We start from the raw sequence: 13306 nt of genomic DNA on the forward strand, positions 1-13306 counted from the left end.
ATGCAGACATCTATAATTATAAATATTCACCTGATTTTAGCGGCGATATGGCGTCATCGTTATTTGGTTATTTTTCCGATAATAACATTACCACTTATTGCCGTCATCGCCTGCTTCATTACCCCAAGAAATTGGCAAGCGCACACCACAATATTGGTGCAAGAAAGTGCCAAAATGAATCCATTCCTTAAAGACTTATCGGTATCAACAGATTTAGAAAATAGAATAACCACATTAGATACCCTACTTCATAGTCGACATATGTTGATCAATGTTGCGCTAGATTTAGGACTGATTGATGAAGACTCAAGTGACTTACAAAAAGAGAACTTAGTGAAGGAGTTGTCTGCGGCGCTTAAGGTAAAACTTATCGGCAAAGATCTGGTTAAAATTATTTACCTTACCGATTCACCTGAAAATATAGTCAATGTTTTACTTATGGTGAGGAAACGATTCTTAGAGACCCTTTTAGCGCCCGAATTATCGGCACTAGACGCATCAGAAACATTTTTAACTGGCCAACTAAAAATAAAAATAATTGACTTACAAGCAGCAGAATATCGTTTAGCTGAGTTTAAACAATTTAATGCTGAGCATTTACCTCGACTTTATAATACAAATAGCAGCCGTTTTGGCCAATTAAGTGATTTGCTTGAGCAACGAAGAATCGCCTTATCGGGAGCCATTGCCGCCAAAAGAACCATTCGTACCAGACTCGCTCAGGTTGACCCCGTAATGAGTGAGATAGAACAAAGCATAGTCAATACAAAAAGTGAATTGGCCATATTGAGGTCGCGTTACACTGACCGCCATAGCCGAGTAGAAATAGCACTGAGAAAATTAACCCAACTGGAAAATGAACGGGTAATTCAAAGTAAAGCATCATACAAAATAAACGAGGTCGACCTAAATCGTTTATGGGAAATAGCCAGCAATATGCAGGATGGCAAGGTTGATAATAATCACCATTTATTACTGGTGTCACAACTGCAAGAACTGCAACTCGCCGATGGTCACGTAGAGCAGATAAAAGAAGAAATACATTCCATCGAAAGACAAACACAACGGTTAAAAGCGTCTCTTGCCGGTACCGGGGAAATGGAAAGACAACTGTTAGAGCTTGAAAGAAACCTTACGGTAAAACGGAATCTGTACAGTGATTTACTATACCGCTTTGAAAAGGCAAAAATAACGGGTGCCCTCGGCCGGTTTGAACAGCCTGAGAGAATCAAAATAATCGATGAACCCTATAGACCTAGCTCTCCGACCAACTTCCCGCTGTCTATTTTTCTCTTAGCCGGCATTATCGGTGGCATTAGTTTAGGTGGTGGCTTAGTGCTATTTGCTGAAATAGCTGACACCTCAATCCGCGGGAAATATCAACTGGAATTAATAACCTCAGCTCCCGTCATAACACGATTACCCCATATTGGCGTCAACAAAGTATAGGAGAAGCCCGATGAAACCTGTCATTGTTCATGTAGTACAACACTTAAAACCCGGTGGTATAGAAAGTTTTGCGCTAGAATTTCAACGTGCCGCGCAACCCTTTTTTGATGTCCATATTATTTCTCTAGAAAATCACCACGTTAAAGATTATTGGCATAATATTGACAGTGGTAAAAAATTTATCCATGTATTAGACAAAAAGCCGGGTTGGCAAGCTAATATTTTCATGCAACTAAAAACATTTTTTGAAAAGGTTAAGCCTATCTATGTGCATACTCATCATATAGGTCCACTGATTTATGGTGGTATCGCGGCAAGATTAGCCAACATTAGTCATATTATTCATACCGAACATGATGCCTGGCACCTAGCAGAGTTTCGACCTAGGTTGCTGCAACAACTTATTATCACCTTGGTTCGCCCTATTTATGTCGCTGATGCCTACTTTGTTGCTAAACAAGTTAAGCGGTTAATGCCGTCATTAAATCCTATCGTCATTACCAACGGCGTAGATACTGATAAATTTAAACCCTCAGTGATCAATAAAAACAAACTACTGCAACAGGCTGGCTTACCAAGCCAGTTCAAGTTTATTGGTTGCGCAGCAAGGTTAGAGTCTGTTAAATCACATGAAGTTCTTATTAAAGCATTGGCTAAACTGCCCAATAATATTGCGTTATTACTTGCTGGTACAGGTAGTTTAAAAGCACAATTAGAGCAATTAGTGTTGCAATTACATTTAGAAAATAGAGTTTTCTTCTTAGGTCATATTAGTGATATGACCTCATTCTATCCGTTACTTGATGTTTTTTGTTTATCGTCGAATAACGAAGGTTTACCTTTATCTCCTATGGAAGCTCAGGCGTGTGGAGTGCCAGTGGTATTAACTGATGTTGGTGGCTGCAAGGAGGCCGTTTGTCGCAAAACCGGCATTATGGTTAAAGCCAATAATCCCACTTTATTAGCACAAGCGTTAATACGCTCACTAAACCAAAAAAATAATCATTCACCCAGAAAATTTATCCAAAACCACCGTTCTATCAATAATATGATCAAGCAATACCTTTCATTAATCCAACTAGAGTTAAGGTGCAAGCTATGTTAGACATGATAATGATAACTATCTTCGCAATGGCAATGTTTTTAGTGATTTATCACCACCTCCTTTATCCGGTGCTGCTCAAATTAGCCACTAGAAATAATAAAGTAGCCCCTCCTAGCATAAAAAAACGTCGTTACATTTTTAGTGCCGAGGACCAAAAACTGAATAGTTTTTCAATTGTTATCCCCGCATTTAATGAGGCTAAATTCATTGCTGAGAAAATTAGAAACTTAAGCGTTATTGACTATCCAAGTGACAAATATGAACTAATTTTATTATGCGATGGCTGCCATGATGAAACTTATAACATTGCCAAGCAAACCCTATCTGAGCTTGCTTGCCAAGATTTGAACTGCCAATTGATAAATTTTAAAGACAATCGAGGAAAAGTGGCGGTGCTCAAAGAGGGGGTAAAAAAAGCAAAGTTTGATAACATTGTCTTTAGTGATGTTTCAGCATTATTGCCAGTGAATTGTTTACTTATGTTAGATAGCCACTTTACCAATACCCTAGTGGGTGCGGTCTCTGGTGGCTATAAATTCATCAAGAAAGGCACGGAAGGTGAGCAATATTACTGGCGATATCAATCCATGGTCAAAACAAGAGAAAGCTCTCTTGCTAGTGTATTGGGTGCTCACGGTGCTTTTTATGCACTAAGGAAGTCATGTTATGAAGACATTCCAGCGGACACTATTAATGATGATTTTTTGATCCCCATGAATGTTATTAAGCAGGGCTATCGAGTGATTTACGAACCTCGAGTCGTGGCTATTGAATTAGAGCAAGTCAATTTAGAACAAGATATGACCCGACGTTTAAGAATAGCGGCGGGTAACTTCCAACAACTCATCTATTTACTGCCCTTGTTATCACCAAAGTATGGCTGGAATGCAATAAACTTTGCTTCAGGCAAGGCGTTAAGAGCAATAACGCCTTTTATTTTAGTGCTTATCTTTATCAGTAATATGTACCTAGCTGCCTTTTACAGCTTTTTTCTGGCGCTATTTGTCTGCCAAGTATTGTTATACGGTATGGTCTGGTTAATGAATGTCTTTCACCTAGCACCCAAGTTAAAAGTATTAAAACTACTCTGTTATTTAATCACTGGCTATTGGGTCGCCCTTAAAGGTTGTTTAAAGTTTATCTTTGGCCGACAAGAAAAAGTTTGGACTAAAATTTAGGAGCTACCATGAAACAAACGAGTTTTATTCACCCCAGAATTTCTTTTCTCAAACGAAGTATCGACATAGTTTTTGCCATAATATGCTTGGTACTCACCTGCCCCTTGGCTGTGGTTATAGCCCTGATGATAAAACTATCAACGCCAGGTCCAATTTTTTATTGCCAATTAAGGGTAGGTAAAGTTAAATCAAGAAAAGTAGAACATTTCTACATGATCAAGTTTCGCACCATGATTAATGATGCCGAGGCAGAAACGGGTGCGGTTTGGGCTCTCGCTAACGATAAAAGGCTTACCTATGTAGGCAAGTTACTGAGAAAAACCCGACTAGATGAACTACCGCAATTTATTAATGTTATTAAAGGTGAAATGTCACTGATCGGTCCTCGACCAGAAAGGCCTGAAATAGTCAAAAACCTAGAAAAACAAATCCCCTTTTATTCTGAGAGAACTTATCAGATCACTCCTGGAATTACCGGCTTAGCACAAGTTTCTCAGGGGTATGATACCTGTATTGACGACGTTAAAACTAAAATAGCTTATGACTTTGCCTACTCGCTATCACTCACTAAACTAGGTAGTTGGTTATTGATGGATATAAGGATACTTTTCAAAACCTTGCTTATAATGGTACTGGGACGTGGACAATAATCTAGCCACAACAATAAAAGAGCTTGTTAAGCCTATGACAAATATTAATGTGACTTGCATTGGTGGCGGCCACGGCTTAGGCCACCTTTTAGAGATTATTGATGATTTTGACTTTGTCAATTTAACCGGCATTGTCAGTACTACCGACAATGGCGGTTCTACCGGCCGTTTAAGGGATAGCGGCGCAACAATTTCCTGGGGGGATATTCGTTATTGTTTATCCAGATTAACCAAGCAGGCATCCACTAAATCACTGTTATTTGAATATCGCTTCGATAACCTAGGTGACTTATCAGGACATAGCTTAGGTAATTTGATGTTTTGCGCCGTTGATTCTTTATGCATTAGACCAACAGAAACGGTACAAGTAATGCGAGAGTATTTAGGTATTAAAGCAAATATTTTACCTATGTCCGATGCCATAACCCAACTAGTGAGTCATTCATCCGAACATTGCTATATTGGTGAAGTAGAGATTGATGATAATGTTAGTCAAGAGATCAATAAACTTGGTTTAACCCCTATGGTAAAACCAAGTAAAGAAGTATTACAAAATTTAAAAAATGCCGATGTTTTATTTCTTGGTCCTGGCAGTTTCTATACCAGCACTTTACCAAGCCTATTAATGACCGCCGTAGTTGATGTCATTAACCGCAATAATAATTTAACCGTATATTTTATCGCCAATGTTAAAGATGAATTTAACAATAAATACGATGAAATACATTATCATCTTGAATTTATTCGAAAGCTTGGACTTGTCAAAGAAATCCATTGCTTGATTCCTCGCCATAGAGTACCTAAGTCTATCGAATTATGTCAGCCATACACAATCGCCGAACTGCCTGCCGATATACATGGTAAACACCAATATAGATTCTACAGAAACCAGTTACTTGCCTTACTAAAACCCTAGTATTTCTCCTGAAATTTTTTCGGTTGCAATTTGCAATTTAATTTGCGACTCAAGACAAACACACCTAGCTATAAAACATAACCCATTGTATTTTAGGCTAAAAATACATGGCATGAACATTGCCATTATATAGGTGTGTTAACTTAATTTGTGAGATTAGTTATGTTAAATAAAACCTATGAATTCAATAACGATTTTATTATTAAACTACATGATAACTTTGATGCTGAGGCAGTAAAGATCATGAAAGATGATATAGAAAGGTACAGTAAATTCGCGACTAACATCATATTTGATCTTGAGCATGTAAACTTTATTGACTCCTCAGGCATTGGCGCCATTGTCTTTTTATATAAAAGAATGATCACTAAAGGTTATAGCGTATATGTTATTGGCTTAGCACAACAACCCTTGGAGCTCTTTCAAATGTTGTTTCTAGATAAAACGATAAATTGCTATCAAAATCTCGACGATTACCTAGCGAGTACAACAAATATGCTAGTTGCCAGCTAATGCTGATTCGGCCTCTTTTATTGTCACTCAGCACTGCCATAGCAGTGTTAGCTTGTAGTTCCTCAACAACACTTGATAACAACAGCACGTTACTTTTTGAGGTTACTAATTCAAAGAGCAGTGAGAAAGCGCGTATGCATAGCTATATTGTTAGCGCTGAGTCTCAGCTCTTGGCATTAGAACAACAAGGTTCTAAAAATTGTATATTGGGACAATTAACCATAGCCGAATCATTGCTAGCGCTAGCGAGACAAGAACATAATGCAGAGATGGAGAAGGATGCTTTTATAACCTTAGTTGCACTCGACCGGCAAATACGAAAGATTCGTTGTATCAATCAATATATTAATGGCCGCAGAGGCTGCGGTTATACCAATAAAAGTACCGTGCTTAAACGCTGGTATCGTGAAGGTGATTTTAAGCAATGTAAAAAACCATCGATGGCTAAAAGCAGCATTGATATAAAGCACACTTTTATCACCGAAACACTGCATGACTTTGACCAAGACAAAATTAAACCGATATATTATCAAGCCCTCAATAGGCTTATTGATTTAATTAAAAGCTACCCTAGTGCAAAATTACATATTATTGGCCATACAGATAGCAAAGGAAGCACAGCATATAACAGGAAATTAAGTCAAAAACGGGCCGATACTGTGGCTAAATTTTTTACTGACCATGGTATTGAGGCAGCAAAAATAGTTATTGAAAGCCAAGGAGAGCAGAGCCTCAGGGAATTAGAGCGTAGTGATGTTGCCCGAGTGTTTAATCGCTTTACTTCTATTTCCTTAGTTTTTTAAGATGTTAGCGATAAACGCACAATCTAGGAGATTGACCATGGGTAAATTATTAATGTTTCTTTTAACCTGCTTATTTGTTATGACAAGTTATGCGCAAGCAAGTGACATTACTATTCGCCCTGGCGACGTACTACAAATTGAAATCCCTGGTGAAATAGAATTTGAAAACCCCTTCCAAGTGAAAAGAGATGGTACTTTAAACTTACCTGAAATAGGTAAAATATCCATTGCCGGTAAAACACTAAAGCAAGCAAGCCTAGACCTAGCTCACCTATTAGGTGAAGAATATCGGGCCATCAACAACTTTCAACTGTACTTAATTGAAAGACGCATACCTATCCAAGTATTAGGTTTTGTTAATAATCCCGGCATGGTCGATTTACCTGAGGGGGCGAATGTACAAATGGCGCTACAAAAAGCAGGTGGCGCCAGTTCAGGTGCCCAGTTAGACCGATTACAATTAAATCGCCAGGGTGTAATCACCATTTTTGATTATAAAAAATATTTAGACACCGGCGACTTTTCAATTTTACCGGATATAAGCCCATTAGATATTATTTTTGTCCCAGCATCCCCCTTGATTGGTAATGTGCAAATGGATTTTGATGCCGCGACATTATCCGCCAGTGGCGATGGCTCAGCCGCAGAAACGGCAATCAAGGTGTTTGGTGAAGTGCTCAAGCCCGGCATATTTTCATATAAAGAAGGCAATACCATTGTTGACATGCTGATGAGAGCTGGCGGCGTCACTCGCTATGCCGGCGTTGAACATATCAGAGTCATTAATAATGGCACTCCGCAACTGTTTGACCTAAAGAGATATTTAGATACGGGTGATGCATCTCATATACCAAAAATCACCGCGGGCGCAACTTTATTTGTGCCCATACGGGAAGAAGAAGTTAAACGTGGCTTACGAACCGTCTATGTTATGGGGGAGGTGTTCAAGCCTGGAGCATATGAAGCGCCAGCCGGCACTGAGTTTTTTGATATTTTAGCCAATGCGGGTGGGCCCACTCGTTTCGCAGACTCAAGAAAAATCAGAATAATACGCGCTACGGGTCAAGTGGATGCTTTCGATTTACAGGCATTTACCGAAGGGTTAACACAAGCAGCTATACCAAAAGTGTACCCAGGTGACGCTATCTTTGTACCTGAAAAAACGGATATGAATGAAAAGTCATGGCTTAAAATCACCCCTGATAGAGCCATAAGAGTAATGGGAGCGGTGAACAAACCCGGCCGATATGAATGGGGCGACGAAATGAGTTTTCTTGATATCCTAGCTCATGCTGGCGGCCCAACGCAAGATGCCGATATGTCACAAATTAGAATAATAAAAAAAGGCCAAAGTAAACGAATGAAGCCCTTCGACTTGGAACACTTCTTCACTGAAGGTGGCGACTTTTCTCTTTTGCCTAAAGTAGGCGCAGGAGACACTATTTATGTCAGTGAGCGGCCTCGTGATGTTATTGATAACAAGGCACGATGGTTGCGCCAATCTCAAGCATCGTCTATTTATGTTTTTGGCCAAGTAGGACAACCCGGTCGATATGCTTTTAATAATAAAATGCATTTTTTAGATATACTTTCCGCCGCTGATGGGCCAAATCAACGAGCAGATATTCATAATATTAAAATTACCCACCGCAATAGCGTGCAAAGCAAAGTAACAACGCTTGATTTAGCCTTGTACTTTGAAACAGGTGATGAGACCTTATTACCCATAGTCAAATCAGGGGACAGTATCTATGTGCCAGAAAGGGACCGACCCTGGTTAGATTATAAAAAAGAACAAACGGTGCGCATCATAGGTGCAGTGGCAAAACCTGGCCGTTATTTATTTAGCCCTGATATGACATTGTTAGACTTACTGGCTGAATCAGGCGGTCCGACAAAAACGGCCTATTTAGAAAAAATAATGGTGGTTAATATATCTCGCAGTCAAACACAAGAGAATGTTAGTCATATATTTAACTTAGAAGAATTTATTGAACATCCAGATTTTAACACTTTACCCTTAGTGCGTGCTGGCGATACTGTTTTTGTCCCCGATTTATCGCAAAGCAACTGGAATATATTTATGGCTAATGTCAAAGACATCGTTAGTATCGTTTCACTCGTGGCCATTGTGGGAGGGCTATAACATGTCCGTGCTACCTATTCATTATGCTGAAGTTGAAGCTATCTATAATCAAACAATCGGCTCAGGCTATAAAACCTTAGCAGTCACTTCTGCTATAGCAGGCGAAGGAAAAACCACCATAGCGCAAGCGATTGTTGAACGCGCGCAAGTTGTTGGTAAAAAAGTATTACTCGTTGAAATGAACACTTTTAATCCAGCATTGTCTGAAAAATTATTGATGTCGATGAACAACCACGTCGCTGAAAATGAAATTATTGCCATCGAAAGTAAAGGTTATAGCTTGCTGCCAGCCCCGCAAAATATCCGCGATGTATTACAGTATAGGGAAAGCAAATTTCTGCTTGACGCGATCAAGCGTTGGTTGGTAGATTTTGACTGTATTATTTTTGATACTTCAGCATTAACATCATTAAATCAAAGTAATATAGCCGCAGAGATCATTAGTGAAGTTTGTCAGGGTACTATATTGGTCATAGAAGCGGGCAGAACCCCCGCAAGTTCAATACAAGAGAGCATTGAAAAACTTAAAAATAAAAAAGTTAATTTAATCGGTTCCGTATTGAATGATAAAAGTAACCCTTCGTTATTAGTCGAGTTGCAACGAGAAAGCCATCGACTTAACTGGCTATGCCCGGTATTGATGAGCAAGCTAAGAAAAAAATTAGCGTCCACCGTTTTACTCAATGTCTCGATCTAAAGAGAGACTATTTTTATCCCTACCAATTTAAAGATATCAGAGTAATTATAATACCTTTATTGCCACTCAGCGACGGGGTAAAAATATTAAAGTTAAGCATTGCTTAATGTGAATGGTTACTCCCAGTTCAAAATAACAACCTAGACGCTAAGCCTGATAAAATCGTCATTTAGAGCCTTGTCAGCGCATCGTTCATCGTCCAAAATCTATTAAGTATAGAATGACTAAGTACAAAAAAACATACTTATTATCAAGCCGCTGACAAGCTATGATTGACTACTAACTTAATATACTGGCTATTATTCTTTGCTAAAATCAACCTGAGTTTTAACCGCATAATGATCTGACCAACTAAACTGACTAATACGCTGTCGAGAGCAAATACTTTCCGGTGCTGAAAGCCAAAAGTGATCAATGGCTAAACCAAAAACGGGCAAACTGTAAGGTATATTAGGCCATGAATTAACAAATTCCGTCTTCATGCCCTCCATCAGTTTATCCATTCGTCTTGAATGTTTTGATAAATTCAAATCCCCTATCACTAACGACTTTGTCAATGGGGTGGTTTTAAGTGATTGCTTTAATTGGTATAAAGTTTTATTCCTAGTTTGCCATAATTTTTCATTACGTGGCGAAGGCGGATGCAAAGTAAGCAAGTTAATTTCGTTAAAAGGCAGTTGCCATCGGCTAGTGATTAAAAAGGCACTATGGCCACTTTTATAATATTTAATATGCGTAAATGGGTAGCGACTAAACAATAGCTGATCGCTAAAAATCTGCTGTCGCTGACTTTCACCACTGACAAAATAAGGAAAATACGGCGTTAACTGCACTATCAATTGCCTCTTTGCTTGCTGGCTAACACCTTGTAAGGTAATTAAATGATAGTGTTCCGCTATCAGGTGAGCGATTAACTCAGCTAGCTCATTTTCCCCCTCATGGTACTTGATGTTAAATTGAAAAAAACTAACGGGATCAACACAGGTTTTATTATTAAAGCTGCCGTTGCTATTTAAACAAAGTGCAACAATGAAATTAATCAATAAATAGCCCAGACAATCTTGCCAGGAGAGCAAGCTAATAAGCACGAACATTAGGACAATGTATATTGGCAAGACAATAAAAGGCGTTGTAAAAGTATTCTCAAGCCACCAAGGTGAGTGCGCCTGTTTCAATAAGTACCAAATAATGCTTGGCAAAAATATGAGTATTGACGCAATAACTAGCGTTATCTCCATAGATACTTGCCCTTTTGACTGAATAATTGTGACTTTCATCCTTAAATGTTAGCGCAAAATACCATACTTCACTGGATAGCTCACCCGCTGCTAATTTAAAGCGAACAATAGAGTCAAATTACTAATTTGCTTTGCAAAGCTCTAACTGGCTATGCATATTGCGATTAAAGCCGTACTTTTAGCCACTAACTATGCTAGTAAGCTATATATTCAACTGGCCTATTTTATGCATTTTAAAGTTATGACACTTTGAATTTTAGGTTTAATATGGCCGCTAAAACCCTAACCATAGCTCTACTGCTGGATAGTAGAAACTATGGTGGCATAGAAACTCATGTAGTCAATCTTGCTAGAGGCCTGCATAAATCAGGTCATAATGTGCAAATTATTTTACTAAACAATTATGGTAAACATCCGGTATTTGAGTCAGATAAATTCCTGCGTTCAATATTGGTAAAACTAGACGGTAACCCAGCGACACTTTATAAATTAATTAAATATTCAGCCATTAATTTAGTACACACCCATGGTTACAAAGCGGGAATTATTGGTCGACTTACTGGCAAATTAGCGAATAAAACGGTCGTTTCAACTTTCCACTCAGGCGAGAAAGGCAGTATTAAAATTAGGCTGTACCGCTGGCTTGACCGTATGACAGCCCATTATAGCCCTTGTATTTGTGTCTCTAAACAAATCAAAAAGTCGGCCAATTTAACCGCCGAGGTGATTGAAAATTTTGTCGAATTACCAGAGAAAAAATTAACAGAAACAACACTCGCTAGCCAGATAGCCTTTGTTGGGCGATTAAGCTATGAAAAAGGTCCTGATTTATTTTTACGCCTCGCCAAGCAATTACCACAGTACCAATTTTCAATATATGGCAACGGCCCTATGTTAAAAGAAATCAGCATGGCGGCAACAAATAACGTGATGTTAATGGGGCACGTCAATTCCATGCAGCAACACTGGTGCAAGATAAACTTGTTGTGTATTACCAGCCGTGAAGAAGGTTTACCGCTGGTTGCCCTTGAAGCGTTGGTGAGAGGGATTCCCGTAATTAGTTATGATATTGGTGGCATCTCAGCGGTTGTTATCAATAATATCAATGGCTGGCTAATACCGCCATTAAACGAAGTAGCCTTTATTGACGCCGTTAAACAGGGACAAATGTTGTCAAGTGAGCAACGAAAAAAAATGTCCTGGTCTGCTTATCAACATATTAAAAACAATTTTTCTTCTCACGCCATTATTCCTCAAATTTTCAAGGTTTACCGTAAAGCATTAATAGGTGGTTCACATGAACATTAGTCGCTATAAAAACCTATTAAACCAATCGGCACTTTATGGCTTAAGTATTTTTCTGATGAAAGGTATTTCCTTGCTCATGCTGCCTGTATATACCCATTACCTGACGCCCGAAGATTATGGCCGACTCGAAGTGTTAGTAGTATTTTCTAATGTGGTCTCGATTATATTAGGTTTTGGCTTAGTAGAAGCATTATATCGATTTGTTGGCTTAGCCGATGGCATCGAAAAAAAGCAACGCCATGCCGCTGAATGTTTATTTATTGCCGGCATTATAGCGATTCTTTCATATGCCTTTTTTCACTTTTACTCTAAAGACTTGGCCTTGTTTTTACCTGGCATCATTACCGAAAATGAACTCTATTTATTAGGCATTGCGCTTTGTGTCGGTGGTTTAATCAATATTCCTTTGGCTTGGTTACGGATCACGGATCGAGCTGGGCTATTCTTTTGTATCTCCATGTTGAAGGTAGTGCTGCAAGTCACACTCACTTTTTATTGGTTAGTCAATGGTTGGGGCATCACCAGTATTTTAGCCGCAGGAGCAGTGTCTGCTGTGATTGTCGCGCTTATTTTATCTGTTATTCAATTAAAGGAAACAAAAATCAGTTTTTCACTGCAGCAAATGAGCAACATACTATCCTATGCGGGGCCTATTTTTATTGGTGGTGTCGCCACATTTACTTTATCAGGTATGGATAGATGGTTATTGGCAGATCATTTTGGTGCCACAGAAATTGCCACCTATGCTATAGCGATAAAATTCGCCTTAGTACCAACTCTGCTTATTCAACCTTTTACCCTCTGGTGGTTTCCTAAACGATTTTCGCTACTAAAAGAGCATAATGGTAAGGCCTTAAATGCTCACTTTGCCGTACTTGGTGCCATTATTTCGGTACTCATTTGTGGTGTCATTGGCTTATTAGGCCCGGTATTAATTCAATGGTTAACCCCGGTTAGCTATCACGCTGCCATAGGCATATTACCTTGGCTATTGCTATGCACCCTATTGAAAATGTTAGCCGACTTATTAAACCTTGGTTGTTTTGTCGAAAAAAGTTCTAAAGTGCAAATGAATATTAACTTAGTGGCCAGTGGCTTTGGTGGGCTATTGCTTATTATTTTAGTGCCCTTATTTATGATTAAAGGCGCACTTGCAGCGCTCATTATAGCTAATGCTATACGTATGGCACTTTTCTATTATTTCAGTCAACGACAAGTCTATCTACCCTATAAATTGGGTTATTTATTTTCAGCAATCAGTGCCGCTTTTGTTGTGACTTGCATTGGTCAAATAAACTAAGGT

The 13306-nt window shown here is 38.9% G+C and carries 12 protein-coding genes; 11 read left to right on the top strand and 1 reads right to left on the bottom strand.

The window, feature by feature from the left end; translation table 11 throughout:
* The 9 genes from ASU03_RS10860 to ASU03_RS10900 all read left to right on the top strand — a co-directional run bounded on the left by ASU03_RS10860 (nucleotide 1) and on the right by ASU03_RS10900 (nucleotide 9457).
* Nucleotides 1-1449 (top strand): GumC family protein, encoded by a 1449-nt coding sequence (locus ASU03_RS10860; RefSeq protein WP_057831838.1) that lies wholly within the window; start codon nucleotides 1-3, stop codon nucleotides 1447-1449.
* 10 nt (nucleotides 1450-1459) lie between these two features.
* Nucleotides 1460-2554 carry a glycosyltransferase gene (locus ASU03_RS10865; RefSeq protein WP_057831839.1) on the top strand — a complete coding sequence of 365 codons (1095 nt, stop codon included), beginning with the start codon at nucleotides 1460-1462 and terminating at the stop codon, nucleotides 2552-2554.
* Nucleotides 2548-3732 carry a glycosyltransferase family 2 protein gene (locus ASU03_RS10870; protein ID WP_057831840.1) on the top strand — a complete coding sequence of 395 codons (1185 nt, stop codon included), beginning with the start codon at nucleotides 2548-2550 and terminating at the stop codon, nucleotides 3730-3732. Before ASU03_RS10865 ends, ASU03_RS10870 begins: the two co-directional genes overlap by 7 nt.
* An 8-nt stretch (nucleotides 3733-3740) precedes the next feature.
* Nucleotides 3741-4382 carry a sugar transferase gene (locus ASU03_RS10875; RefSeq protein WP_057831841.1) on the top strand — a complete coding sequence of 214 codons (642 nt, stop codon included), beginning with the start codon at nucleotides 3741-3743 and terminating at the stop codon, nucleotides 4380-4382.
* Nucleotides 4383-4416: 34 nt separating this feature from the next.
* Complete coding sequence (locus ASU03_RS10880; protein ID WP_157465885.1) at nucleotides 4417-5298, top strand: gluconeogenesis factor YvcK family protein; 882 nt, start codon at nucleotides 4417-4419, stop codon at nucleotides 5296-5298.
* Between the two features lie 162 nt (nucleotides 5299-5460).
* Complete coding sequence (locus ASU03_RS10885; RefSeq protein ID WP_057831843.1) at nucleotides 5461-5811, top strand: STAS domain-containing protein; 351 nt, start codon at nucleotides 5461-5463, stop codon at nucleotides 5809-5811.
* A complete protein-coding gene (locus ASU03_RS10890; RefSeq protein WP_057831844.1) occupies nucleotides 5811-6614 on the top strand; it encodes an OmpA family protein in 804 nt (267 codons plus the stop codon). The genes ASU03_RS10885 and ASU03_RS10890 overlap by 1 nt, the downstream gene beginning before the upstream one ends.
* Before the next feature lie 37 nt (nucleotides 6615-6651).
* Nucleotides 6652-8760 carry an SLBB domain-containing protein gene (locus ASU03_RS10895; RefSeq protein ID WP_057831845.1) on the top strand — a complete coding sequence of 703 codons (2109 nt, stop codon included), beginning with the start codon at nucleotides 6652-6654 and terminating at the stop codon, nucleotides 8758-8760.
* A 1-nt stretch (nucleotide 8761) separates the two neighbouring features.
* Nucleotides 8762-9457: a tyrosine-protein kinase family protein gene (locus ASU03_RS10900; protein ID WP_057831846.1), complete on the top strand. Its 696-nt coding sequence runs from the start codon at nucleotides 8762-8764 to the stop codon at nucleotides 9455-9457.
* 299 nt (nucleotides 9458-9756) lie between these two features.
* Here ASU03_RS10900 and ASU03_RS10905 read toward each other — a convergent pair whose 3' ends face one another.
* A complete protein-coding gene (locus ASU03_RS10905; protein WP_197411243.1) occupies nucleotides 9757-10734 on the bottom strand; it encodes an endonuclease/exonuclease/phosphatase family protein in 978 nt (325 codons plus the stop codon).
* Nucleotides 10735-10962: 228 nt separating this feature from the next.
* Here ASU03_RS10905 and ASU03_RS10910 point away from each other — a divergent pair, with 228 nt between their 5' ends.
* Complete coding sequence (locus tag ASU03_RS10910) at nucleotides 10963-12003, top strand: glycosyltransferase family 4 protein (RefSeq protein ID WP_057831848.1); 1041 nt, start codon at nucleotides 10963-10965, stop codon at nucleotides 12001-12003.
* A complete protein-coding gene (locus tag ASU03_RS10915) occupies nucleotides 11993-13303 on the top strand; it encodes a lipopolysaccharide biosynthesis protein (RefSeq protein WP_057831849.1) in 1311 nt (436 codons plus the stop codon). Before ASU03_RS10910 ends, ASU03_RS10915 begins: the two co-directional genes overlap by 11 nt.
* The last annotated feature ends 3 nt before the right edge of the window (nucleotides 13304-13306 follow it).

Origin of the sequence: Colwellia sp. TT2012 (assembly GCF_001440345.1) — a bacterium.
Classification (GTDB): domain Bacteria; phylum Pseudomonadota; class Gammaproteobacteria; order Enterobacterales; family Alteromonadaceae; genus Colwellia.